The organism is Streptomyces tuirus (assembly GCF_014701095.1).
GTDB lineage: Bacteria > Actinomycetota > Actinomycetes > Streptomycetales > Streptomycetaceae > Streptomyces > Streptomyces tuirus.
Map to the genome: position 1 here is coordinate 6065725 of NZ_AP023439.1, position 24823 is coordinate 6090547.

A 24823-nucleotide genomic window follows, 5' to 3' on the forward strand; every position below is an offset into this window, starting at 1 on the left:
CGCTGTGCTGGAGCGGGCTCGGCACTCCGGCGCAGCTGGGGCACGCCATCGCGGCGATCAGACCTTGAGGGGCTCGCCCTCGTCGTCCCGCGCCACCGGTGCGGCGACCGCCTGCGGCGTCTCGTCGTGCGTGAGGTCCGGCAGCCGGTGCAGCCACTTCGGCAGATACCAGTTGCGCTCGCCCAGCAGCGCCATCACGGCCGGCAGCAGCACACCACGGATGATCGTCGCGTCGATGAGCACCGCCGCCGCGAGGCCGACGCCCATCTGCTTCATGGACTGCATGGACAGCGTCCCGAAGATCGCGAACACGGCGACCATGATGACCGCGGCACTGGTGACCACACCGGCCGTGGTGACCACGCCGTGCCGGATCGCGTCCTTCGTCGCCAGGCCCCGCAGTCGCGCCTCGCGGATCCGGGAGACCACGAACACGTGGTAGTCCATCGACAGGCCGAACAGGATCACGAAGAGGAACAGCGGCAGCCAGGTGATGATCGCGCCGACGCCCTCCGCGCCCACCAGCGACGCGCCCCAGCCGTGCTGGAAGACCGCGACGAGAATGCCGTACGCGGCGCCCACCGACAGCAGGTTCAGCACGATCGACGTGACCGCGATGGTCAGCGAACGGAACGACAGCAGCATCAGCACGAAAGCGAAGACCACGACGAAGGCGAACACCGGGACGACCGCGCCCGCCAGCTGGTCGTTGAAGTCCTTCGACCCGGCCACCTGCCCGGTGATGGGCGCCTCGACCCCCTCGACCTTGCCGAGCGTGGCCGGACGCACCTCGTCCCGCAGCAGGTCCAGGCTCGCGCCCGCCTTGTCCTGGTCGGAACCGCCCACGAGCGGGACGTAGACGAACGCGACGTTCTGCGCGTCGTGCAGCTTGATCTCCACCGGACCCCGCGAGGCGCCCGAACTGATCGCCCGGTCACGGAAGTCGGCGAGCGCGGACTTCACCTCCGGCGCGTTGATGTCATGCGCCTTGACGATCACCTCGGCCGGCTCGGAACCGCCCGGGAAGGCGTCGTTGAGCCGGTTGTACGTCTGCACGATGGGCAGCGAGTCGCCGAACTCCTGGTCCAGGGTGAGCTGTTGCGTCTTCATGCCGAGCGCGGGAGCCGTGATGGCCAGCAGCGCACCGGCCGCCACGGCGACGGCGACCACCGGCTTGGCCAGCACGCGCCGCAGCACGGCCGTCCAGAACCGGCTGTCCTGACGGCCGCCGCCCCGCTCGCGCCGCCGCAGGAACGGCAGACGGCCCTTCTCGACGCGCTCGCCCAGCAGCGACAGCAGCGCGGGCAGCACGGTCACGGACCCCACCATGGCCACGGCCACCACCATCAGCGAGGCCAGGCCCATCGCCTCGAACTCGGCGAGCCCCGTGAACAGCATGCCCGCCATCGCCACGCACACCGTGATACCCGAGACCACGATCGCCCGGCCGCTCGTCGCGGCGGCGATCCGCAGAGCCGTCTGCGCGTCCCGGCCGGCCTCGCGCTCCTCGCGCTCCCGGCGCAGGTAGAACAGGCAGTAGTCGACACCGACCGCCATGCCGACCAGCAGCATCACGGAGTTGGCGGTCTCGCTCATCGGCATGACGTGGCTGACCACGCCCATGAGGCCCATCGTCGCCATGATGGCGGTGACCGCCAGCGCCACCGGCAGCAGCGCCGCGACCAGCGCCCCGAAGGCGATGAGCAGAATGCCGAAGGCCACCGGCACCGCGGAGTACTCGGCCTTCTTGAAGTCCTCGCCGAACGCGTCGTCGAACGTCTTCATCATGCTGGCGGCGCCGATCTCCTCGATCCGCAGAGCCCCGTGATCCTCCTGGACGCCCTCGACGGCCTTCAGCACCGGCTCGACCCGCTCACCGGCGGTGTCCGGCTCGCCGCGCATGTCGAACTGCACGAGCGCGCTGCGGCCGTCCTTCGAGATCGTCTTCGTCTCGTACGGCGAGGTCACCTCGGTGACCCGGCCGGTCCCCTCGACGGCCCGCACGACCGCGTCGACGGCGTCCCGGAACTCGGGGTCCGTCGCCTTCAGCTCACCGCCCCTGGCCTGGATCAGCACGGTCTCACCGGCCGGCTCGTCGATGCCGGCGTCCTCGACGATCCGCGCGGCGGTGTGCGTCTCGCCCTTCAGCTGGTCGCTGTCCTTGACGTCGACCCGGCCCGCGGCCGAACCGAGCCCCATCGCCAGGACGACGAACAGCACCCAGATGCCGACGGCAGCCCATCGGTGCCTGGCGCTCCAGCCGCCGGCCCGGGCGGCGAGGCCCCGCACCCGTATGTCTCCGTTCCCCATGACGGGCCTGCCCCCTCGTGATGCGGTGGCGGCCCCCTGCCGCCCCCTTTCGCTTCGAAGGTAGGGGCCGGACAAAGCCATCTCGTCGTGCTGCCCGGTGAAGTGGGGGAGCCGGAACTCATCCCGACGGAGCGAGCCCTGTCCCCACTGGGGAGGACCTCCACGGACCGTGGTCCCTTACACCTATCCCCGGACATGTCCGGCTCCGCGGGTGTGAGGATCCTGGGTAAACGGTTGTGCCCCGCAACGACCGGTGAGTAATTTACGGGGTCGGGCAGCTGCCCGCGGCGGCCGTCGTGCCCACCCCCACGGGGCACGACGGCCGCCTTATCGTGAGCGGATGACGACGACATACGCGGCCCTGCTGCGCGGCATCAACGTGGGCGGCAGCAGGAAGGTCCCCATGGCCGACCTGCGCACGCTCCTGGCGGACCTCGGCCTCGGCGACGTCCGCACGTACCTGCAGAGCGGCCAGGCCGTGTTCTCCTCCGGCCACGGCGACGAGGAGTCGCTGGCCGGTGAGATCGCGGGGGCCGTCGACAAGCGCTTCGGCTTCGGCGTCGACGTGATCGTGCGCGATCACGCCTATCTGCGGGCGATCGCCGACGCCTGCCCCTTCCCCGCCGACGACTTGGAGCCCAGACAGCTCCACGTCACCTACTTCTCCGCCCCCGTCACCCCCGACCGCTTCGCGGAGATCGACCAGGAGGCCTGCCTCCCCGAGGAGTTCCGCCTCGGCGACCGGGCCCTGTACCTGTACGCCCCGGACGGCCTGGGCCGCTCCAAGCTGGCCGAGCACCTGTCAAAACCGCGCATCACCAGGGGCGTGATCGCCACCAGCCGCAACTGGAACACGGTCGTCAAGCTGGTGGAGATGACCGGTGGCTGAGCACAACCCGGCCGTCGAGGCCGCGATGGAGGGCGAACTCGCCCTGCTCACCCCGAAGGTCCGCCGCTCGCCCGACCGGGTCGGGGCGCTGCTGCACCCCGAATTCCACGAGTTCGGCGCCTCCGGCCGGCACTGGAGCCGGGCCGCCATCATCGCCTCCCTGGCCGCCACCACCGAGCCCGGCGCCCGGCCCGTCGCCGTCTCCGCCCTCAGGGGCGTGCAGCTCGCCCCCGACCTGGTCCACCTCACCTACGACACCGAGTACGACGGCAGCCGCGCGCACCGCAGTTCGCTGTGGCGCCGCACGGAGGGCCGCTGGTTGCTCTGGTTCCACCAGGCGACCCCGTACAGCGAACGGGCCACCTGACACGCGGGCCCCCGGCAGGGCGTGCACGACGTCCCGCCGGCCCTGCCCCCGGGGGCCGGGCCAACCCGTCGGCCGTTCCCGTGAACACCTGCGCCGTCCGCTGCGTACCTACCGACGGACGGCACGAGAACGGAGTCTCGCGAGAGGAATCGCACGGCCACCGACAGGAGCCCGCAGTCATGAGCGACACGAACCTCGTCTACGCCTACGCGGTCATGCGCCGCACCCCCGAGGCCGCTGCGGCCGCGGCCCACCTGCGCGGTGTCGCCGGAGAGCCGGTCCACTTGGTCGACCCGGCGATCACCAGCCCGCCGCTCGCCTTCGCCGTCGGCCACGTCCCGCCCGCCGACTACGACGACGCTCCCCTCCAGGCCCACCTCGACGACCTGGACTGGCTGGAGTCGACGGTCCGCTCCCATCACGCCGTGGTGGCCGCCCTGGTGGCCTCCGGCGCCGCCGTGCTCCCCCTGCGCCTCGCCACCGTCTACCCCGACGAGGACACCGCCCGGCAGGCCCTCGACACCCGCCGCGGCTACTTCCTCTCCCTGCTCGACCGCCTCACCGGCCACGTCGAACTCGGCGTCAAGATCTATGCCACCCCCGACATCATCGCGCCCGAGGCCGACACCGATCCCGAGCAGGACCCGGCCACGGGCCTCGGTGTCGGGCGTGCCTACCAGGTGATCCGCCGCCGCAGACAGCGCAGGAACGAGGAGGCCTGGCGCACGGTCGCCCAAGCGGCCGCCCGCCTCACCGAAACGGCCCGGACCCTCGCCGTCGACCGTGTCACCCACACCCCCGAACGCGGCAGCCTGGCGGGCACGGCCCCCGGCACCAACATCGGCAACGACGCCTACCTCGTCCCGAAGGACCGCGTCACCGCGTTCCGCACGGGCATCCTCACCGCCGCCCAGGGCGTCCCCGGCCTCCGCGTGGAGATCAGCGGCCCGTGGGCCCCCTACTCCTTCGCCCTCCAACCGGAACCGCAGGAGGAGACGGCGGCGTGACCCCTCAGGCGCTCACGGCCGCCGGCAGCGGCATCCGGGCCGCCTCGTACCGCTGAAGCACCACCCGCGCCACCTCCGGCGCCGCTCCCAGGACATCCGCCAGGACATCCGCCTCGGCCGCGCCCCGGGCGATGCGGTCCGGGAGGAAGCCGGGGGCCAGGACGTACGGGGAGACGGCGATGCGGGAGCAGCCGAGTGCGCGCAGTTCGCGGACGGCGTCCTGCGTGCGCGGAAGGGATGCGGAGGCGAACGCAGGCCGCACGGCGCACCAACCGGTGTGCCGCCACTCCCGCGCGATTTCTGCGATCACTGCGATCGCCTCCGGGTCGGTGGACCCCGCCGAGGCCAGCACGACCCCGGTCGAGGACTTGTCGGCGGGGGTCAGGCCCGCCTCGTACAGGCGCCGTTCCAGCGCTGCCAGGAGCAGGGGCGAGGGGCCCAGGACGTCCGCCTGGTGGATGCGCAGCTGCGGGGGCGCGTCCGCGAGGACCGCGGGGATGTCCGCCTTCGCGTGGAACGCCCGGGTGAGGAGGAGGGGCAGGGCGACGACGTCGCGCACACCCTGCACCGCCAGGGACTCCAGGACCCCCTGCACCGAGGGGACGTTGAAGTCCAGGAAGCCCGTCTCCACCCGCACGTCGGGGCGCGTCGCGCGCACCCGGCGTACCAGGGCGTGCACCGTCGCGGCATGGCGCGGGTCGCGGCTGCCGTGGGCGATGACGAGGAGGACGGGCTTGTTCGTCATGGGACTCAGCTCTTCACCAGCAGGCCGCGGCTGCGCAGCACCCACCGCTCCAGCGGGCTGAAGATCAGCAGGTCGATGGCGATGCCGACGATCAGGATCAGCAGGATCGCCTCGAACACCATGGCCATGTCGCTGGCGTTGCGGCCGTTCTCCAGCAACTGGCCGAGGCCGACGCCGAGGTCGGGGAAGGACGCGATGATCTCGGCGGCCATCAGGGAGCGCCAGGAGAAGGCCCAGCCCTGCTTCAGACCCGCCACATAACCCGGCAGGGCGGCCGGCAGGACGATGTGCCAGGTGCCCTTGAGGCCCCTGGCGCCCAGCGTGCGGCCGGCGCGCAGGAACAGCGGGTCCACCTGGTCGACGCCGGAGACCAGACCGTTGGCGATCGACGGGACCGCGCCGAGCAGGATCACCGCGTACATCATCGAGTTGTTCAGACCCAGCCAGATCACCGCCGGCGGCACCCAGGCGACCGACGGCAGGGACTGCAGGCCCGACAGGATCGGGCCGATCGCCGCGCGGACGAACTTCACGCGGGCCACGATCAGGCCCAGCGGCGTGCCGATCAGCAGGGCGAAGAGGAACCCGAGCAGGCCGCGCGAGACGCTGGTCCAGATGTAGTCGAGCAACTCGCCCTGGAGCCACGCCGTCCGCACGACGTCCCACACCGCGGACGGCGCGGGCAGCTTCGTCGGGTCGTCGACGACCTTGAATGAGACCAGCGCCTGCCAGACCGCCAGCACCAGCGTGATGGCGAGGACGGGCGGCAGGATCTTCTGGACGAAGGTCTGCCGGAACGGCGTGCGGAGCGTCTGCCTCGACTCCAGCGCGTCGAGGCCCGCCTCCAGCCCGGCGAGATCGTTGCCGTCCTTGGCGACGGTCGTCGAATCAGTGCTGGCCATGTCGGCGGATCTCCCCACGCAGTTCTTCGGTGATCTCGACGGACAACTCCGCCACGGCGGTGTCCTCGATGCGGCGCGGGTGCGGGATGTCCACCCGCCACTCGCGGGCGATGCGGCCCGGGCGGGAGGACAGCAGCACCACGCGCTGGGCGAGCCGGACCGCCTCGCGCACGTTGTGCGTGACGAACAGGACGGACACCTGCGTCTCGCGCCAGATGCGGGTCAGCTCGTCGTGCAGCACGTCCCGCGTGATGGCGTCCAGTGCCGCGAACGGCTCGTCCATCAGCAGCAGCTTGCTCTCCTGGGCGAGCGCACGGGCCAGGGCGACGCGCTGGCGCATACCGCCCGACAGCTCGTGCACCCGCTTGCCGTGGGCGCCCTTCAGCCGCACCAGTCCGAGCAGCTCCTCGGCCCGCTCCCGGCGCTCGGCCTTCGGCACGCCCCGCAGCTTCAGGGCGAGTTCGATGTTCTTGCCCGCGGTCAGCCACGGGAACAGCGCGTGCTCCTGGAACATCAGCGCCGGCCGGCCGTCCGTCTCGATCTCGCCGACGGTGGGGCGGTCCAGGCCCGCCACCAGGTTGAGCAGTGTGGACTTGCCGCAGCCGGAGGCCCCCAGGAGGGTGACGAACTCTCCGGGCGCGACATCGAGGGTGATGTCGTCCAGGACGAGCTGCTGTCCGGCGGGGCCCGGATACGATTTCGACACGTGTGCGATCCGGGCGGCGTGCGTGGCCGACTCGGTGCCGTCGGCGGCCTTGGCGAGGGTCGTGGCCATGGTCGTCACCTCCTGGGACTCTTCATGCGGCTTCGGGATGCGGGCTTACTTCACGCCGAGACCGGCGTCGTCGACCGCGGGCTCGCCCTCGGCCTTGAGGACCTTGTTCAGCGGCGCGAGGTCGTAGATGCCCTTCAGGTCCGGCTGCTGCAGCAGGCCCGCCTTCACCGCGTGCTCCGCCTCGGTGTTGAGGGTGGAGGCCAGCGGGTCGTCGGTGAACCGGATCGACTTCCACGCCGGGTCCAGCACCTCGGCCGGCAGCGCCTTGCCGGAGTCCGTCTCCAACTGCTTGTTCGCCGCCGCCTTCGCCGCGTCCGGGTTGGCGTTGATCCACTTGTTGGTCTCGACCGAGCCCTTGAGCACGGCCTCGACGACCTTCGGGTGCTCCTTCAGGAAGTCCTGACGCACGATGATGTTCGTGATCACGAACTTCTCGTCCGGCCACAGCGTCGACTCGTCGAGCAGCACCTTGCCGCCCTCGGCGACCAGCTTCGACGCGGTCGGCTCCGGCACCCAGGCGCCGTCGATCGACCCGGCCTGGTAGGCGCCCGGGGTGACCTTGTTGTCGCTGCGGACGACCGTGACATCGCCCTTGCCGCTCTGCGGGTCGACCTTCCAGCCCTGCTCCGCGGCCCAGTTGAGGAACGCCACGTCCTGCGTGTTGCCGAGCTGCGGCGTCGCGATCCGCTTGCCCTCGACGTCCTTCAGCGACTTGATCTTGTCCGGGTTGACCACGAGCTTCACACCGCCGGACGCCGAACCGCCGATGACGCGCAGGTTCTTGCCGGCGGACTTGGTGTAGCCGTTGATCGCGGGGGAGGGGCCGATCCAGCCGATGTCGATGGACTTGGAGTTGAGCGCCTCGATCTCCGAGGGACCGGCGTTGAAGACGGCCGGGTCGACCTTGGTGGCGCCGAGCGCCTTCTGGAGGATGCCCTTCTGCACGCCCACCAGAGCGGTGCCGTGGGTCAGGTTGCCGAAGTAGCCGATCTTGACGGAGTCGAGTCCGTCGATCTTCTTCGCCCCGGCGGCGACCTCGGCGGCGCCGTCGTCCTTGGCCTGGGAGCCGTAGCCGCAGGCGGCCAGCGTGAGCAGGGGAAGCGCGGCGATGACCGCGAGAGAGCGGCGAAGAGCGGATGGAGCAGGCACGGGAGGTGGTCCTCTCGCCAGGCCCGGCGGTCACGGTCTCTCAGGTCGTGGCCGGGAGGTCGGCAGGTTTTCGTCTACGGCGGTGGGGGGTGAGGGCGCGCAGGCAGTGCGCGTACGTCAGCGCACACATCGCGCAACTCCGCCCTGCCCGCTCCCGAGAGCCCCGCTGCCGACGCGGCCGCCCTCCTTGGCGAACATCGAGTAGAAGTCCGGGGAGGTCATGTCAGAAGTCCCACCCGTCGTCCTCGGACTCGTCCTTGACCGGCTCCGGCGCCGCGAAGGACTCGCCGACCATGCCGGCGGTGAGGGTCTGGCCGTCGTTCGGGTCGATCAGGATGAACGAGCCGGTGCGGCGCGAGTCGGCGTAGGAGTCGACCGGCAGCGGCTCGGCGGTACGGATTTTCACCCGGCCGATGTCGTTGGCGACGAGCTGTCCCGGATGCGGGTGCAGGGACAGGTCGTCGAGCGTGAGGCGGGAGGGGATGTCCTTGACGATCGCCTTGACCGTGCGGGTGCCGTGCTTGAGCAGCACCCGGTGCCCGACCGTCAGCGGGGCGTCGGCGACATGGCAGACGGTCGCCTCGATGTCCTGCGTGGTCGCGGGCGCGTCCTTGCTCGGCACGATCAGGTCACCGCGCGAGATGTCGATGTCGTCCTCGAGCAGGAGGGTCACCGACTGCGTCGTCCAGGCCACGTCCACCGGCTCGCCCAGCAGGTCGATGCCGGAGATCTTCGAGGCCCGGCCCGACGGCAGCACCGTGACGGACTCGCCCACGCGGAAGGAACCCGCCGCGATCTGACCGGCGTAACCCCGGTAGTCCGGGTGGTCCGGGCCCTGCGGCCGGATCACGTACTGCACGGGCAGCCGGGCGTGGCAGTGGCTCAGGTCGTGGCTGACCGGCACCGTCTCCAGGTGCTCCAGCACGGTCGGGCCGCCGTACCAGTCCATGTGCGAGGACGGGTCCACCACGTTGTCGCCGACCAGCGCCGAGATCGGGATCGCGGTGACCTCGGGCACGCCCAGCTCGGTCGCGTACGCCGTGAACTCCTCGGCGATGGCGGCGAACACCTTCTCCTCGTAGCCGACGAGGTCCATCTTGTTGACCGCGAGGACCACGTGCGGCACGCGCAGCAGCGCGGCGATGGCGGCGTGCCGGCGGGTCTGCTCGACGACGCCGTTGCGGGCGTCGACCAGGATCACCGTCAGCTCGGCGGTGGAGGCGCCGGTGACCATGTTCCGCGTGTACTGCACATGGCCGGGGGTGTCGGCGAGGATGAACCGCCGCCGGGGCGTGGCGAAGTAGCGGTACGCCACGTCGATCGTGATGCCCTGCTCCCGCTCGGCGCGCAGGCCGTCCGTCAGCAGCGCGAGGTCCGGCGCCTCCTGGCCGCGGCTCGCGGAGACGCGCTCCACGGCCTCCAGCTGGTCGGTGAGGACCGACTTGGAGTCGTGCAGCAGCCGGCCCACGAGGGTGGACTTGCCGTCGTCGACGGAGCCGGCGGTGGCGAACCGCAGGAGCGTGGTCTCCGCGAGTTCCTCGGTGGTGATGGTGCTCATCTCTAGAAGTACCCCTCGCGCTTGCGGTCTTCCATCGCCGCCTCGGACATCTTGTCGTCGGCGCGGGTGGCGCCGCGCTCGGTCAGCCGGGAGGCGGCGATCTCGACGATCACCTTCTCGATGGTGTCGGCCTCGGAGTCCACCGCGCCCGTGCAGGACATGTCACCCACGGTCCGGTAGCGCACGAGCCGCTTCTCCACGGTCTCGCCGTCCTTCGGCCCGCCCCACTCGCCGGCGGTCAGCCACATGCCGCTGCGGGCGAAGACCTCGCGCTCGTGCGCGTAGTAGATCTCCGGCAGCTCGATGCCCTCGCGGGCGATGTACTGCCACACGTCCAGCTCGGTCCAGTTGGACAGCGGGAACACCCGGACGTGCTCACCGGGCGCGTGCCGGCCGTTGTACAGGTTCCACAGCTCCGGGCGCTGCCGGCGCGGGTCCCACTGGGAGAACTCGTCGCGCAGGGAGAACACCCGCTCCTTGGCCCGGGCCTTCTCCTCGTCGCGGCGGCCGCCGCCGAAGACGGCGTCGAACTTCTCCGCCTGGATCTTCTCGGTCAGCGGCAGCGTCTGCAGCGGGTTGCGGGTGCCGTCCGGGCGCTCCTTGAGCACACCGCGGTCGATGTAGTCCTGCACGGAGGCGACGTGCAGCCGCAGCCCGTGCTTGTCGACCGTGCGGTCGCGGTAGTCGAGGACCTCGGGGAAGTTGTGCCCGGTGTCCACGTGCAGCAGCGAGAACGGCACCGACGCCGGCCGGAAGGCCTTCAGCGCCAGGTGCAGCATGACGATGGAGTCCTTGCCGCCGGAGAAGAGGATCACCGGCCGCTCGAACTCGCCCGCCACCTCGCGGAAGATGTGCACCGCCTCGGACTCGAGGGCGTCGAGGTGCGACAGCGCGTACGGACTGCCGGTCTCCTCGGAAACGGTGGCGACGGTCGTCATGCCAGTCCCCTTTCGGTCAGCAGGGCGAACACGGAAGCCGCGGACTCCTGCACGGTCTGGTTCTGCGACTCGATGCGCAGATCGGGCGACTCGGGCGCCTCGTACGGGTCGTCGACCCCGGTGAGTCCGGTGAGCTCACCGGCGGCCTGCTTGGCGTACAGACCCTTCACGTCACGCTCGCTGCACACCTCGACGGGCGTCGCGACATGCACCTCGACGTACCCGGTGCCGTTCGCCTGGTGGCGCTTGCGCACCGCCTCCCGGCTGTCCTGGTAGGGCGCGATGACCGGGACGAGGGCCAGCACGCCGTTGCGGGCGAGCAGCTCGGCGACGAAACCGATGCGCTGCACGTTGGTGTGCCGGTCCTCGCGGCTGAAGCCGAGGCCCGCCGAGATGAACTCGCGGATCTCGTCGCCGTCGAGCACCTCGACCCGGTGGCCCTCCTCGCGGAGCCGGCCGGCCAGTTCGTAGGCGATCGTGGTCTTGCCGGCGCTCGGCAGACCCGTGAGCCAGACGGTGGCTCCGGACGTCACGTCACTCTCCTGAATCGTCGTCATCCGTGCAGTCCGCACTCGGTCTTGCTGCGGCCCGCCCAGCGCCCGGCGCGCGCGTCCTCGCCCTCCAGGACCCGGCGGGTGCAGGGGGCGCAGCCGACGGACGCGTAGCCGTCCATCAGCAGCGGGTTCGTCAGGACGCCGTGCTCGGTGACGTACGCGTCCACGTCGTCCTGGGTCCAGCGGGCGATCGGCGAGACCTTGACCTTCTGCCGCTTGTCGTCCCAGCCGACCACCGGGGTGTTCGCCCGGGTCGGGGACTCGTCGCGGCGCAGCCCGGTCGCCCAGGCCCGGTAGTCCTTCAGGCCCTGCTCCAGCGGCTGCACCTTGCGCAGCTTGCAGCACAGGTCGGGGTCGCGGTCGTGCAGCTTCGGGCCGTACTGCGCGTCCTGCTCGGCGACGCTCTGCACCGGGGTGAGCGTGATGAGGTTGACGTCCATCACGGCCTCGACGGCGTCGCGGGTGCCGATGGTCTCCTCGAAGTGGTAGCCGGTGTCGAGGAAGACCACGTCGACGCCCGGCATGGCGCGGGCGGCGAGGTGGGCGACCACCGCGTCCTCCATGGAGGAGGTCACGCAGAACTGCTTGCCGAACGTCTTCGCCGCCCACTGGAGGATCTCCAGCGCGGAGGCGTCCTCAAGGTCGCGGCCCGCCTGCTCGGCGAGCTGCTTCAGGTCCTCGGTGGCGCGCTCTTCCTGAGCGGTCGTCATATCTGTGCCCCTCCGGAATCGGATCGCTTCAGCCCCTGGGCCAGCAGGCCCAGGAACTTCAGCTGAAAGGCCCGGCTGCACGCCGCGCATTCCCAGGCGCCGTGCCCCTCCTCGCTCGGCCGCAGGTCCTCGTCACCGCAGTACGGGCAGTAGAACGGGGCCATCCGCTCGCTCACGACAGGGCCTCCTCGCCGGCCCGCGCCGCCCAGGTGGCGAACCGCTCGCCGTCCTCGCGCTCGGCCTGGAACCGCTTCAGGACGCGCTCGATGTAGTCCGGCAGTTCGTCGGAGGTGACCTTCAGACCGCGCACCTTGCGGCCGAAGCCGGCCTCCAGGCCCAGGGCGCCGCCCAGGTGCACCTGGTAGCCCTCGACCTGCTCGCCCCGGTCGTTGAGCATGAGCTGGCCCTTGAGACCGATGTCCGCGACCTGGATACGGGCGCAGGCGTTCGGGCAGCCGTTGAGGTTGATGGTGAGCGGCTCGTCGAAGTCCGGCAGGCGGCGCTCCAGTTCGTCGATCAGCTGCGCACCGCGCTGCTTGGTCTCGACGATGGCCAGCTTGCAGAACTCGATGCCGGTGCACGCCATGGTGCCGCGCCGGAAGGAGGAGGGCCGGGCGGTCAGGTCGAGCGCCTCCAGGGCCTCGACGAGCGACTCGACCTTGTCCTCCTCGACGTCGAGGACGATCATCTTCTGCTCGACGGTGGTGCGCACCCGGCCCGAGCCGTGGGCCTCCGCGAGGTCGGCGATCTTCGTGATCGTCGCGCCGTCGACACGTCCCACGCGCGGGGCGAAGCCGACGTAGAACCGGCCGTCCTTCTGCCGGTGCACACCGATGTGGTCGCGCCACAGCTGGGACGGCTGCTCGGGGGCAGGGCCGTCGGTCAGCCTGCGCTTCAGGTACTCGTCCTCCAGCACCTGCCGGAACTTCTCCGGGCCCCAGTCGGCGACGAGGAACTTCAGCCGGGCACGGTTGCGCAGCCGGCGGTAGCCGTAGTCGCGGAAGATCGAGATGACGCCCTCGTAGACGTCCGGCACCTCGTCGATCGACACCCAGGTGCCCAGGCGCACGCCCAGCTTGGGGTTGGTGGACAGGCCGCCGCCGACCCACACGTCGAAGCCGGGACCGTGCTCGGGGTGGACGACACCGACGAACGCGACGTCGTTGATCTCGTGCACCACGTCCAGCACCGGCGAGCCCGAGATCGCGGTCTTGAACTTCCGGGGGAGGTTCGAGTACGCCGGGTTGTTCAGGACCCGGCGCTTCATCTCCTCCAGGGCCGGTGTGGCGTCGATGATCTCGTCCTCGGCGATGCCCGCCACCGGGGAGCCGATCATCACACGCGGGGTGTCGCCGCAGGCGGTGACCGTCGACAGGCCCACGCCCTCCAGCCGGTTCCAGATCTCGGGCACGTCCTCGATCCGGATCCAGTGGTACTGCACGTTCTGCCGGTCCGTGATGTCGGCGGTGCCGCGCGCGAACTCCTGCGAGACCTCGCCGATGACCCGCAGCTGCTGCGTGGTCAGCGCGCCGCCGTCGATCCGGACGCGCAGCATGAAGTACTCGTCGTCCAGCTCCTCCGGCTCCAGGACGGCCGTCTTGCCGCCGTCGATGCCGGGCTTGCGCTGGGTGTACAGACCCCACCAGCGCATGCGGCCGCGCAGGTCGTTCGGGTCGATGGAGTCGAAGCCCCGCTTGGAGTAGATCGTCTCAATGCGTGTCCGCACATTGAGACCGTCGTCGTCCTTCTTGAACTGCTCGTTGCCGTTCAGTGGGGTGTGGTGCCCCACGGCCCACTGACCCTCACCGCGGTGACGGCTCACCTTGCGGCGGGGAGTCGCGGCAGCAGGGTTCTGCGGGGTGGCGGCCATGGTTGATACGTCCTTCGGGACAGGCGAAAATGCGGCTCTGACCTGCGCATGCGTGCGCATGGGCATAGGGCGCGTCATTGCGCAGGGGTGAGGCAGGAAAGGAAGATGTCGGGCGCGGGCTGAGTACGCTCAGTGCGCCGGACAGATGGCGCTGGACATGCGGCCGAGGTCGACGTGCCGCCGACTCACCAAGGCAATTCCAGTTCCAGACATGACGGAAGCGTGTCACGGCGATCTGGACACAGTCCAGCTTCGTCCAAGATGCGGACACCCTTGTCTCGCAGAGCAAGACAAGGGTGTCGTTGGTCACATCGGGGGCTTCCGGGGTGTCCGACCAGGTCAGACGGGGAACGCCCCAGGCCACGGTCCCGGAGTGGCGACGTCCGCCTCCTCCTCGACCTTGGTGTCGAACAGCTTGAAGCCCCGCCGCTGGTAGTTGTCCATCGCGTGCTCGCCGTCCTTGCTGCAGGTGTGCAGCCAGACCCGCTTCGTCGGGGTCAGTCCGGCCCAGCGGTCCGCGAGGTCCCAGGCCCGGGCCGCGCCGTACGACAGCAGGTGCCCGCCGATGCGCCGGCCCCGGAAGGCGGGCAGCAGCCCGAAGTAGACGATCTCCACCACCGCGTCGTCCTGCGCCTCCAGTTCCACGAACCCGGCGGGCGTGCCCCGGTCGTACGCCACCCACGTCTCCACGCCGGGCCGCTCCAGGTGCTCCACCCACCGCGCGTACGACCAGCCGAGCCGGTCCGTCCAGCGGATGTCGCCGCCCACCGACGCGTACAGGAACCGGCTGAACTCGGGCGAGGGCACCTCGGAGCGGACGACCCGGACGTCCCCGTCCGGCGCGACGGCCGGCAGCAGGTCGGTCGGGGCGGTCTGCTCCAGGGACCAGGTGGTCACGGCGATGGTGGTCATGCGAGCCAGAAAATCATCTGACCACCTGGTCTGTCGATCGGTCCCCGGCCCGGGCGACCGGCGCCGGTCAGTCCAGCGCCCGGTCGATCGACGTCAGCGGCAGCGCGAACAGCATCCGCCCCGACTGGGACCACACCTCGCCCGTCGCCTCCCAGTAGGACAGGGAACCCGACCCGCCGCTCCAGCAGTGCCGCGTCCCGTCCGTGCCGCACTCCGTGGCCCCCGCGCCCTCGGTGTCCTGGCGCCACAGCGTCCCGTGCCCGCCCGGGCTGCCCGCCGCGCGGCCGAGGTACCAGCCCGAGCGGTGGGCCAGCACGCCCCGCACGTCGGCCGTCTTCGTCTCATAGGCCTCGACCGGGGCCGCCTCGCCGGAGAAGTCGGTGGTGAGCAGGCCGGTTCGGGCCGGGTCGCGGCTCAGCGCGTAACGCCACAGCCGGGTGTGCCGGTCTTCGTCCGCGGGCACCCACTCGCTCGCGACCAGACTGTCGGGGGAGGTGCTGCGGTCCAGGGAGACGGTGGCCGGGCGGGAGGTGCCGTCCCCGCGGGGCAGGGTGTACGAGCCGACGGCGGGCAGCACGAACCGGTAGCCGTGCGCCGCCCAGCCGCCCCTCACCCGGCCGACCGCGTCGGACTCGACGGTGGCGCGCTGGATGCGGTCCATGTCGTAGACGTACAGCGCGTCCCGGTCGCCCTCGCGGGTCGTCACCAGCAGCTTGTCCTGGTACCAGACCATGCCGGACAGCGGGGAGACCAGCCCCCGGTAGTCCCGCCCGCCGTCCACCGGCACGGCCAGCAGAGCCCAGGTGTAGCGCAGCGCGCCGGGGTCGTTCGCGTCGACGAAGGCGACCTTGGCCAGCCCCTGCCCGGGGGACGGGCCGTCCAGGGAGCCGCCCGCCGCGCCCCTCGTCCAGCCGGAGAGGATCACGCGGTTGCCTCCCCAGAGGCCGTCGTCGTCCGCGTCGCCCGACGTCGTGACCGCGCCGGCCCGCCAGCCCCGGGTGTCGGAGCCGCCGAAGCAGTACGCGCGTGTGGCCGCCGGCTCCACCGGCAGGCTGTGCCTCTCGGCCGTCGAGCAGCCGGCCGCGTTCCGCAGCGGCAGATCGGCGCCCTCCAGCACCGCGCCGACGCCGACGGGCCGGCCCATCTTCGCCGCGAGCCGGTCCAGCCACTGTTCGGGCACCCGCTGCTCGGCCAGCGGCAGCCGCCCGGCCGCGTCGGACGCGGCGACCGGCTTCAGAGCCCCGGGGGCGTCGGCGACGGTGGCCTGCGAGGCGCTGATCAAAGTGGCGGCGGCGGTGAGCGCGAGAGCCGTCCCGGCCAGGGTCGCGCGCAGCGCCCTGCCCCGCCTGCGCCGCCGGTGTCTGCCGCGATGCTTCATAACGTCCTCCCGAGACGGACCAACTGCGCCTGGTGATCCACACGTTGGCGGAGGAGCAGGTGGGGCGGTCCGTAGAGGGATGCTACGGCAGACAGGGGGGTCGGCGGACGAAGACCCTGCAAATATGCGAAAGATGCACCTCTCGGGGCGGCTTGTACGCCACGCGCGGTGAACCTCAGGGCGCCGCCGAGGACCTGCGTTGCCTGCTCACCTCCGGTGCGGTCGAGTGCGGCAGCAGATCCAGCGGATCGTCCGGAAGCAGCACCTCGACCTCGGCCGCCTCGGCGAACCGGTACGGCCGGTGCTCCAGGAACGCCCCCAGATACCGCCGCACCCGCGACATCTCGGCACGCACCGTCACCGTGCGGGAAGGGTCGCCGAACACGTCCCCGGCCAGCTCCGAGGCGCTGCGGCCGCAGCGGTGGACCGCCAGAAGGTACAGCAACTCCGCGTGCCGGGGACTCAGTTCCCTGCTCCAGGAGCCCGCCCCACCGAGCACCTCCACCGACCAGCGCCGCGCCTGCCGGAGGTCCAGCACGATCCGGGCCGGGCCGCGCCGGCCGGCCTCGTCGTCGACCACCCGCAGCAGCCAGCCCCCGGCCAGCGGCTCCACCGAGCACAGCCCGAGCGCCGGCAGCCATCTCGGGCCCGCCGACAGCGACTTCGGCAGCGCCACGCGCCGTGCGTACGGCATCCCGCTGACCGCGGCCGTCCAGCCGTCCGGGTCGACGACCAGGGCACGGCCGGCGAGCCGGGCCAGCACCGGCGCCGCCACCGCCCGCAGCCGCTCCAGCGACTCCGTGTGCATCTCCCGCAGCCGGGCTTCGGCGAGTTTGGCCACCGAGCCGACCCAGGAGAGCGTCGCCGGATGCATCGTCTCCAGCGGGCCGCTCACGTCCACCACGCCGAGCAGCCGGCCGTCCCGCGGATCCGTCAGGGGAGCGCCCGCACAGGTCCAGCAGGACTGGGAGCGCACGAAGTGCTCGGAGGCGAAGACCTGCACGGGCCGGCGCACCACCGCCGGGGTGCCCAGGCCGTTCGTGCCGACGACGTCCTCACGCCAGTCCGCGCCGAGTTCGAAGCCCAGCCCGTCCGCCTTGCGCAGCACCGGCGGACTGCCCTCGCGCCACAGCACCCGGCCGTCCTCGTCGGCCACCACCATGATGTGGTGCGCCACGTCCGCCGCCGCCAGCAGCCCCTCCCTCAGCACCGGCAGCACATGGCGCAATACCGACGTCTCGCGCCGCCGCTGCACCTCCTCGCGGGGGAGCGGATCCGCCCGGACGTCATGGTCGGGATCGACACCGCTGCGCATCATCCGCTCCCAGGACCGCTCGATCACCGGACGCGGCGCCACCGGAGCGGGCTGCCCCGCCAGCCGGGCGGAACGCACCTGGCTGAGGACCCGGGCCGCACGCGTGCTGTCCACGGCGGCCAAGTGCGTGACGTCCATCCGCGTGCGCCCTCCTGAGTCGCTTTTGACTGTGCGTCTCATAGTGCCGCCTGCCCCGCCGGCCCGTGCACCGTCCGCACACAGTCAGCAGCAAGTTGCAACCCCTTGCAACCCTGGTGGACGGCCCGGCCGTGTCCGAAACTTGAGCGGCGCCGTGCCGAGCGGCGTTCAGTGGCTCGAACGGGCCAGTGCTGCGGGGGTGGTGCCGTGTCGGCGCAGCACCACCCTCGCTTTTTCGCGCGCCGGAACCTCCGCACACGCGGAACAGCGGGACCGGTTCAGGACACCGGACGCGCCCGTTCCACCACCGACGCCAGGTCCAGGGTGTGCGGCAGCGTCCCGAACGCCGCGCCCGAGTCGCCCCCGAGCCGTCCCGCGCAGAACGCGTCGGCGACCTGCGGTGGCGCGAAACGCACCAGCAGCGACCCCTGGAGCACCAGCGCGAGCCGCTCAGCCAGCCGACGCGCCCGCCCCTCCACGCCCTCCAGGTCGGCCAGTTCGGTCAGGAGGCTCTTGATGGCCGCGTCGAGGCGGTGATCGGCGCCGCGCGCCTGCCCGACCTCCCGCAGATACGCGTCCAGCGCGCCCGGCTCCCGCCGCAACGCCCGCAGCACGTCCAGCGCCTGCACATTTCCCGCGCCCTCCCAGACCGAGTTCAGCGGCGACTCGCGCACCAGCCGGGGCATCTGGGACTCCTCCACGTACCCGTTGCCGCCGAGACACTCCGCCGCCTCCACGGCAACGGGCGGGCACCGCTTGGTCACCCAGTACTTGGCGGCCGGCACCGCGATCCGCAGCAGCGCCCGCTCCTGCTCGCCGCCGTCGTCGTACGCCGCCGCGAGCCGCAGCGCCAGCGTCGTCGCGGCCTCCGACTCGAGCGCCAGGTCGGCGAGGACGTTGCGCATCAGCGGCTTGTCCACGAGCTTCCCGCCGAACGCCTCGCGGTACGTGCAGTGGTGCACCGCCTGCGCCACGGCCTGCCGCATCAGCCCCGCCGAGCCGAGCACGCAGTCCAGCCGGGTCGCCGCGACCATCCCGATGATGGTGCGCACCCCGCGCCCCTCCTCCCCGACCCGGCGCGCCCACGTCCTGTCGAACTCGACCTCGGCCGACGCGTTCGACCGGTTGCCGAGCTTGTCCTTGAGCCGCTGGATCAGGAACACGTTGCGCGTGCCGTCCCCGAGCACCCGCGGCACCAGGAAGCAGGTCAGCCCGCCCGGAGCCTGGGCCAGCACCAGGAAGCCGTCGGACATCGGCGCCGAGCAGAACCACTTGTGCCCGGTCAGCTCGTACGTCCCGTCCTCGGCGAGGGGCCGCGCCGAGGTGGTGTTCGCCCGGACGTCGCTGCCGCCCTGCTTCTCCGTCATGCCCATCCCGAACAGCGCCCCGGCCTTGAGGTGCGCGGGCCGCAGCTCACGGTCGTAGACCATGGACGTCAGCAGCGGCTCCCACTCGGCGGCCAGGTCCGGGTCGGTGCGCAGGGCGGGGACCGCCGCGTGCGTCATCGACAGCGGGCAGCCGTTGCCGGCCTCGACCTGCGTCCACACCAGGAAGGCGGCGGCCCGCCGCAGATGCCCGGCCGGGCGGTCCCAGGCCGCCGTCAGACCGGCCGAGGCCCCCTTGCCGAGCAGCCGGTGCCAGGCGGGGTGGAACTCGACCTCGTCGAGGCGGTTGCCGTACCGGTCGTGCGTGTGGAGCCGGGGCGGGTTCTCGTTGGCCTGCCGCCCCCACTCCTGCACCTGGGCCGAGCCGGAGGCCCGGCCGAGTGCCGCCAGCTCGCCGAGGACGTCGTCGCGCAGCTCCGGATCGAGATGCCGGTCGACCGCGTCGGTCAGGGACCGGTCGGCGGAGAAGACGTCGTACCCGACCAGCGGCGGGACCTGGTTCGTCACGGTGTGGGTGCTGCCTGCCATGGTGCGAACGTACCCCGGGGCAGCACCTTGGCACCCGGTGAAACCGGACCGGTCGGCGAAGACCCGGCCTGTGGGTGAGTGGGCCAGGGCACGGCGGATACCGTTAGGGGGTGCAGCCAGCAAGTGAGACCCCCGACACGCCCTCCGGGCGCCTCCACCGGGCGCGGGCCCTGTACCGGAACGTTTCCAAACGCAGGACCGCCTGGCTGTTGGTCAAGGACACCGTCAACTCCTGCGTCGAGTACCGCATCCTCGGCCTCGCGGCCGAGGCCGCGTTCTTCACTCTGCTGTCGGTGCCGCCGCTGCTGCTGAGCATGATCGGACTGCTCGGCTACGTCGACGCCTGGACCGGCGCCGACACCATCCAGAGCCTCCAGACCAACCTCCTGGAGGCCTCCCGCACGGTCCTGTCCGACCAGGGCGTCCGCGAGATCGCCCAGCCGATCCTGCACGACGTGACGAAGGGCGGCCGGCCCGACGTCATCTCCATCGGCTTCCTCTTCGCCCTGTGGTCGGGCTCTCGCGCGGTGAACGTCTTCATCGACACCATCACCGTGATGTACGGCCTCGACGGCGTCCGGGGCATCGTCAAGACCCGTCTGATGGCCTTCCTGCTGTTCATCGTGGCCCTGCTGATCGGCTCGGTCGCTTTGCCGCTGATGGTGGCCGGGCCGGACGCCGTGGTGCGGATCGTGCCGTGGTCGACGACGGTCGTCCAGGTCCTCTACTGGCCCACGGTGATCCTCCTGTCGATCGCCTTCCTGACGACGCTGTACCACGTGTCCGTCCCGGTGCGCTCCCCGTGGATCGAGGACGTGCCGGGCGCGCTGGTCGCCCTCGGCATGTGGGTGCTGGGCAGCTTCCTGCTGCGGATCTACCTGACCAGCACGGTCGAGGGCCCCACGATCTACGGCTCCCTCGCCGCGCCCGTCGCCGTGCTGCTGTGGATCGGTGTGTCCGCGTTCGCCGTGCTCGTCGGGGCCGCGGTCAACGCCGCCATCGACCGCGTCTGGCCGGCCGCCGCCACGGCCGCGGCCCGCGAGGCCAACGAGCGGCTGCGGCAGGCGCAGGTCGCCGAGTACGTGGCCCGTGCCGGCGCCGCGGGCGAGGGCGACCCCGACATGCCCTCCGAGTTCCCGGAGCGCTGGTCCCGCTTCCTGCCGCCCGAGGACGTCTCGGCCCGCCTGCGCACCCATGTGAAGAGCACCCACGCCAAGAACAGCCACGTCAAGCACACCCACGCGAAGAGCACCCAGGTCGACGGGGAAGGGCCGCCGTCCGAGGAGAAGTGACGGCCGCCGCCCTCGGGCCTTCGCCGCCATCTCCCTTCTCAGACTTTCCAGGTCCCCGCGGCGGCCTCCTCTCAGGCCTTCCAGGTCCCCGCCGCGGCCTCCTCGCGCACGAAGTCCCCGAAGTCCCGGGGCGGGCGGCCCAGGACCTCCCGCACGCCGTCCGAGAGGTGCGCGTTGCGGCCGTCGAGGAGGGTGTCGAAGATCGCCGTCATGCCCGCCACCTCCTCCGGCGGCACACCGAAACCGACCAGCGCCTCTCCGTAGTCCCGCGTCGGGACGGCCCGGTACGTCAGCGGCCGCCCCGTCGCCCCGGCGATCTCCGCGACGGCCTCCCCGAAGGTCAGCAGCCGTGCCCCGGAGAGCGTGAGAGTCCGTCCCACGTACCGGTCGCCGGACGTCAGAGCGGCCACCACGACGTCCGCGATGTCCCGCACGTCGAGGAACGGCTCCCGCACCTCGTCGGCCGGGAAGACCAGCTCACCGCTCTCCCGCAGCTCCGCCACCAGCGGCCCCTCGCTGAAGTTCTGCGCGAACCACGCGGCCCGTACGACCGTCCAGTCCGCCCCCGAGGCGTGCAGCGCCTTCTCGGTGGGCAGGGCCTGGTCCTCGCCTCGCGCGGACAGCAGCACCAGCCGCCGCACCCCGAGACCGACCGCCTCCCGCGCGAGCGCGCCGACCGCCTCGGCGGCACCCGGGGCGCCGACGTCCGAGGGGTGGGCGAGATAGGCCGCGTCGGCGCCGCGCAGGGTGTCCGCCCAGGTCGAGCGGTCCCACCAGTCGAAGCCCGTCGCCCGCGACGCCGCCCGCACCGTGAGCCCGGCCGCCTCGGCGGCCCTCGCCACCCGGCTCCCGGTACGGCCCGAGGCGCCGGTCACCACCACCGTCATGCCCGGTGTGTTCCCTGCCGCGTTTCGTGTCGTGTTCTCCGCCGTGTTCGTCATGCTCCCGAGTCAACTGCCGTACCCCGCACGGAACCATCGCTGAACGGCTCATTCCCATACGACCGCGTCTACGCTGGTCGCATGGACCCGCCACGCTCGAACACGGTCATGCGGGGGGACCCCCTCGCCGGTCTGCTGGAGGGGCCCCGCGCCCGGGGCGCGTTCATGATCAGGGCCTGCTTCGACCCGCCGTGGGCGGTCCGCGTCGAGGACCGGGCCCCGCTCACCGTGATGCTCGTCGTGCGCGGCGAGGCCTGGATCGTGCCCGAGCGGGGCGAGAGGGCGCGGCTCGCGGCCGGGGACCTCGCGATCGCCCGCGGCCCGGACCCGTACACCTGCGCCGACGCCCCGGGCACGGCACCACAGGCGGTGATCCTGCCGCACCAGGAGTGCCGCTACCCCGACGGGCGGCCCCTCAACGGCTCGATGGACCTGGGGGTGCGCACCTGGGGCGACCGGCTCGACGGGGACACCGTGATGCTGATCGGCACCTACCCGGTGCAGGGCGAGGTCGGCGGGCGGCTGCTGGACGCCCTGCCGCCGCTGCTCACCCTCACGTCCGACGTGTGGGACTGCCCGCTCACGCCCTACCTCACCGAGGAGATCACCCGCGACGAGCCGGGGCAGGAGGTCGTCCTGGACCGGCTGCTGGACCTGCTGGTCATCGCCGCGCTGCGGGCCTGGTTCGCACGCCCCGAGGCCGAGGCGCCGGCCTGGTACCGGGCCCTCGCCGACCCGGTCGTGGGCGGTGTCCTGCGCCTGCTCCAGGACGACCCGGCCCACCCGTGGACCGTCGCCACGCTCGCCGCGAAGGCCGGGGTGTCCCGGGCCGCGCTGGCCCGCCGCTTCACGGGCCTGGTGGGCGAGCCCCCGATGAGCTACCTCACCGGCTGGCGCCTCGCCCTCGCCGCCGACCGCCTGCGCGACTCCGCCGACACCCTGGACGCGGTGGCCCGCAGGGTGGGCTACGGCAGCGCGTTCGCCCTGTCGACGGCGTTCAAGCGGGTGTACGGGGTGAGCCCGGTGGAGTACCGGGGGCGGGTGGCGTAGGGGCGGGCGCGGGACCCCTGCCCGCTGTCGGAACGGCGCCGGTGCCTGGTGCCTTGCGCCTGCTGTCCTCCTGGCCCCTGCCTGTCACCCGCTCGCGGCGTAGCCTGGCCCACGTGTACGTGGAGCGGGCGTCGCGGTTGCCCGGGGCGGTCGTGTGGACCAACACCCCGTCCCGGCCCGGGGTGGGGCGGGTCCTGCCCGACGGGTGCATGGATCTGCTCTGGCACGACGGGCGGCTGATGGTCGCCGGGCCCGACACCCGCGCGTACCTCCCCGGCGGGACGACCGGCCCCTGGGCCGGAGTCCGCTTCTACCCGGGCACGGCACCCGCGCTCCTGGGCGTGCCGGCGCACGAGCTGCGCGACCGGCGCGTCGAGCTCACGGACCTGTGGCCCGCCTCGCAGGTACGGCGTCTGGCCGACCGGGTGAACGCGGCCCCCGACCCGGCGAGCGGTCTGGAGGAGCTGGCACTGCGGCAGGCCGCCGCCGCCGAACCCCCCGACCCACTGCTCCGGCAGGTCGTCACCGCCCTGGACGCGGGCCGCCCCGTCGCCGCCACTGCCGATGAACTAGGCCTGGGCGCACGCCAGTTGCATCGCCGCTCGCTGTCCGCCTTCGGCTACGGCCCCAAGACCCTGGCCCGCGTCCTCCGGCTGCGGCGCGCCCTCGCACTGGCCCGGGCCGGTGTGCCCTTCGCGCAGACGGCCGCCCGGGCCGGTTATGCCGACCAGGCCCATCTGGCCCGCGATGTGAGGGAGTTGGCGGGGCTGCCGCTGGGGGAGCTACTCCGCGGCGGTGGCTAGTGCTGTGACCACATGGGTTCGCCGGGTTCGCCGTCGAACCCGCTGACCCTTGACTGCGCAGGGCGACGGTGTAGCCGTTGCGCGCGAATTTGCGGCCCATCACCGCCAGGCAGCACACGCCAAGTATGGCTGAACTGCTCATCTGGTGGTCTCCCACTCAATCGCAAGGTCGGGTTCCTGGGCGTTGGAGTGACCATGTCGGCGTATCGTCATACCGTGCGCACGGCACGACATGTCCGGGTGTGCGGGTTCAACACCCGTCGAGTCGCCACAGGTAGACGAGCGTCTGGTCCTGGGAGACCGTGTACCAGGTGCCGTGGCCCGCCCCGCGAGCGCTCCCGTGGACGGGGAAGGGGTAGGCGATCCGGCCGCGCAGCGTCATGGTGGCTGGGTCGACGAGCCAGTGGCGGGGGTCGCCGGTGTCGTACTCGGTGCCCACGACGGCGGCGTCGTCGTGGGGGAAGGCCGCCTCGTAGTCCCAGCGCGCGTGGTCGTCGCCCGGGGGCGGCGGCACCGCGTCCGCGGCGGCGAGTCGCCGCAGCTCCTCGCCGTCCTCCGCCTGGCAGAGGTAGAGGCACCACTGCCCCGGATCCGTGGCCAGGAAGTGCCGGCCTGACGGGCTCACGGCGAGGAGTACCTGCTCGTCGAGTCGCCGGACGGAGAGCGTCCGGCCGTCCCAGTGCCCCCACAGGGCGGATGAGTCCTCGTCACCCTCGCCGACGGTCAGGCCCATGTACGCGGGGTCTGGGTGGGGGGTGGGGAACGAAGACCCCGTCGTCCCCGTCCCGGCCCGGCCCAGGACCGTGCCGTCGGCGGGGTCCAGGACCAGCCACTCCTCCAGATCGTGCCCCGAGTCGCTGCGGACGTGCGCCCAGAGGAGCTTGCCGTCGGGGGAGAAAGCAGCCGAACCAGTGTCGGCGTGGCGGTGGTAGTGGTCGTCGGCGTATTCGACGAAGGAGGTGTGGGCCTCTTCGCACACGGCGGAGGACCAGCAGCCATGCCGGAACTCCCACAGCACGGCACCCGCACCGTCCACTGCCCGCAACGCGTGCACGCCGGCGAACACGGCCACGTCCCCCGCCGGGGAGACCGTCACCGAGCCGAATCGACGTGGCCACGGCGCGGGGAAGCGGACCTCCGGCCCGTTCCGGTCCAGGTCGCGGACGGACACCTCGGTGTCGCCGCGCTGCACCAGCAGCCGGTGGCCGGGCCCCCACAGCACGTGCGGGGCGTCCGCCGACGCGGGGTTCAGCAGTGTGGGGATGGTGGCGAGGAGACGGGCGGAGACAGGCACGGAACTGGACCCC

General features: G+C 71.9%; 24 protein-coding genes. 6 read left to right on the top strand and 18 right to left on the bottom strand.

Annotated features, from left to right (window positions below; translation table 11 throughout):
- Nucleotides 1-57: 57 nt before the first annotated feature.
- Nucleotides 58-2310, bottom strand: coding sequence for an MMPL family transporter (locus IGS69_RS27595; RefSeq protein WP_190903182.1), 2253 nt, complete (start codon nt 2308-2310; stop codon nt 58-60).
- A 340-nt stretch (nt 2311-2650) separates the two neighbouring features.
- On the opposite strand from IGS69_RS27595, the gene IGS69_RS27600 reads away from it, so the two are divergent.
- The 3 genes from IGS69_RS27600 (at nt 2651) to IGS69_RS27610 (ending at nt 4573) form a co-directional block, all read left to right on the top strand.
- Complete coding sequence (locus IGS69_RS27600; protein WP_190903183.1) at nt 2651-3199, top strand: DUF1697 domain-containing protein; 549 nt, start codon at nt 2651-2653, stop codon at nt 3197-3199.
- Nucleotides 3192-3566 carry a nuclear transport factor 2 family protein gene (locus tag IGS69_RS27605; protein ID WP_190903184.1) on the top strand — a complete coding sequence of 125 codons (375 nt, stop codon included), beginning with the start codon at nt 3192-3194 and terminating at the stop codon, nt 3564-3566. The genes IGS69_RS27600 and IGS69_RS27605 overlap by 8 nt, the downstream gene beginning before the upstream one ends.
- 179 nt (nt 3567-3745) lie before the next feature.
- Nucleotides 3746-4573 (top strand): GvpL/GvpF family gas vesicle protein, encoded by an 828-nt coding sequence (locus IGS69_RS27610; RefSeq protein ID WP_190903185.1) that lies wholly within the window; start codon nt 3746-3748, stop codon nt 4571-4573.
- A gap of 4 nt (nt 4574-4577) precedes the next feature.
- Here the strand turns inward: IGS69_RS27610 and IGS69_RS27615 are convergent, their stop codons facing one another.
- From IGS69_RS27615 to IGS69_RS27685, 15 genes are all read right to left on the bottom strand, one after another.
- Complete coding sequence (locus tag IGS69_RS27615) at nt 4578-5318, bottom strand: sirohydrochlorin chelatase (protein ID WP_190903186.1); 741 nt, start codon at nt 5316-5318, stop codon at nt 4578-4580.
- Nucleotides 5319-5323: 5 nt separating this feature from the next.
- The gene (locus tag IGS69_RS27620) at nt 5324-6220 is read right to left on the bottom strand and encodes an ABC transporter permease (RefSeq protein WP_190903187.1); all 897 of its coding nucleotides are present in this window, start codon (nt 6218-6220) and stop codon (nt 5324-5326) included.
- Nucleotides 6207-6995: an ABC transporter ATP-binding protein gene (locus IGS69_RS27625; protein WP_190903188.1), complete on the bottom strand. Its 789-nt coding sequence runs from the start codon at nt 6993-6995 to the stop codon at nt 6207-6209. The genes IGS69_RS27620 and IGS69_RS27625 overlap by 14 nt, the downstream gene beginning before the upstream one ends.
- 45 nt (nt 6996-7040) lie before the next feature.
- Complete coding sequence (locus IGS69_RS27630; RefSeq protein WP_190903189.1) at nt 7041-8144, bottom strand: ABC transporter substrate-binding protein; 1104 nt, start codon at nt 8142-8144, stop codon at nt 7041-7043.
- A gap of 223 nt (nt 8145-8367) precedes the next feature.
- A complete protein-coding gene (locus tag IGS69_RS27640) occupies nt 8368-9702 on the bottom strand; it encodes a sulfate adenylyltransferase subunit 1 (protein ID WP_190903190.1) in 1335 nt (444 codons plus the stop codon).
- A gap of 2 nt (nt 9703-9704) precedes the next feature.
- Nucleotides 9705-10640, bottom strand: coding sequence for a sulfate adenylyltransferase subunit CysD (gene cysD, locus IGS69_RS27645; RefSeq protein ID WP_190903191.1), 936 nt, complete (start codon nt 10638-10640; stop codon nt 9705-9707).
- Nucleotides 10637-11173: an adenylyl-sulfate kinase gene (gene cysC, locus IGS69_RS27650; protein WP_190903192.1), complete on the bottom strand. Its 537-nt coding sequence runs from the start codon at nt 11171-11173 to the stop codon at nt 10637-10639. The genes cysD and cysC overlap by 4 nt, the downstream gene beginning before the upstream one ends.
- A gap of 20 nt (nt 11174-11193) precedes the next feature.
- Nucleotides 11194-11904, bottom strand: a complete 711-nt coding sequence (locus IGS69_RS27655) for a phosphoadenylyl-sulfate reductase (RefSeq protein ID WP_190903193.1) — start codon at nt 11902-11904, stop codon at nt 11194-11196.
- Nucleotides 11901-12080 carry a hypothetical protein gene (locus IGS69_RS27660; RefSeq protein WP_053667764.1) on the bottom strand — a complete coding sequence of 60 codons (180 nt, stop codon included), beginning with the start codon at nt 12078-12080 and terminating at the stop codon, nt 11901-11903. Before IGS69_RS27660 ends, IGS69_RS27655 begins: the two co-directional genes overlap by 4 nt.
- Nucleotides 12077-13774 carry a nitrite/sulfite reductase gene (locus IGS69_RS27665; RefSeq protein ID WP_190903194.1) on the bottom strand — a complete coding sequence of 566 codons (1698 nt, stop codon included), beginning with the start codon at nt 13772-13774 and terminating at the stop codon, nt 12077-12079. Before IGS69_RS27665 ends, IGS69_RS27660 begins: the two co-directional genes overlap by 4 nt.
- A 129-nt stretch (nt 13775-13903) precedes the next feature.
- Entirely contained in the window at nt 13904-13987 is an 84-nt protein-coding gene (locus IGS69_RS35110; protein ID WP_311241247.1) for a putative leader peptide, read from the bottom strand.
- Between the two features lie 126 nt (nt 13988-14113).
- The gene (locus IGS69_RS27670) at nt 14114-14686 is read right to left on the bottom strand and encodes a GNAT family N-acetyltransferase (protein ID WP_190903195.1); all 573 of its coding nucleotides are present in this window, start codon (nt 14684-14686) and stop codon (nt 14114-14116) included.
- Nucleotides 14687-14753: 67 nt separating this feature from the next.
- Nucleotides 14754-16064, bottom strand: a complete 1311-nt coding sequence (locus tag IGS69_RS27675) for a hypothetical protein (RefSeq protein ID WP_190903196.1) — start codon at nt 16062-16064, stop codon at nt 14754-14756.
- Nucleotides 16065-16239: 175 nt separating this feature from the next.
- Nucleotides 16240-17517 (bottom strand): helix-turn-helix domain-containing protein, encoded by a 1278-nt coding sequence (locus IGS69_RS27680; protein WP_190903197.1) that lies wholly within the window; start codon nt 17515-17517, stop codon nt 16240-16242.
- A 278-nt stretch (nt 17518-17795) separates the two neighbouring features.
- A complete protein-coding gene (locus IGS69_RS27685; RefSeq protein ID WP_190903198.1) occupies nt 17796-19430 on the bottom strand; it encodes an acyl-CoA dehydrogenase family protein in 1635 nt (544 codons plus the stop codon).
- Nucleotides 19431-19540: 110 nt separating this feature from the next.
- Here IGS69_RS27685 and IGS69_RS27690 point away from each other — a divergent pair, with 110 nt between their 5' ends.
- Nucleotides 19541-20722, top strand: a complete 1182-nt coding sequence (locus IGS69_RS27690) for a YihY/virulence factor BrkB family protein (protein WP_190903199.1) — start codon at nt 19541-19543, stop codon at nt 20720-20722.
- 71 nt (nt 20723-20793) lie between these two features.
- On the opposite strand, the gene IGS69_RS27695 is transcribed toward IGS69_RS27690, so the two are convergent.
- Nucleotides 20794-21663 (bottom strand): NmrA family NAD(P)-binding protein, encoded by an 870-nt coding sequence (locus tag IGS69_RS27695; protein WP_232543658.1) that lies wholly within the window; start codon nt 21661-21663, stop codon nt 20794-20796.
- A 108-nt stretch (nt 21664-21771) separates the two neighbouring features.
- Between IGS69_RS27695 and IGS69_RS27700 the strand changes: the two genes are divergently transcribed.
- Both IGS69_RS27700 and IGS69_RS27705 read left to right on the top strand, forming a co-directional pair.
- Nucleotides 21772-22713 carry an AraC family transcriptional regulator gene (locus tag IGS69_RS27700; RefSeq protein WP_190904664.1) on the top strand — a complete coding sequence of 314 codons (942 nt, stop codon included), beginning with the start codon at nt 21772-21774 and terminating at the stop codon, nt 22711-22713.
- 113 nt (nt 22714-22826) lie between these two features.
- Nucleotides 22827-23516 (top strand): helix-turn-helix domain-containing protein, encoded by a 690-nt coding sequence (locus IGS69_RS27705; protein ID WP_190903200.1) that lies wholly within the window; start codon nt 22827-22829, stop codon nt 23514-23516.
- 250 nt (nt 23517-23766) lie between these two features.
- On the opposite strand, the gene IGS69_RS27710 is transcribed toward IGS69_RS27705, so the two are convergent.
- Nucleotides 23767-24810: a hypothetical protein gene (locus IGS69_RS27710; RefSeq protein ID WP_190903201.1), complete on the bottom strand. Its 1044-nt coding sequence runs from the start codon at nt 24808-24810 to the stop codon at nt 23767-23769.
- Nucleotides 24811-24823 lie beyond the last annotated feature (13 nt).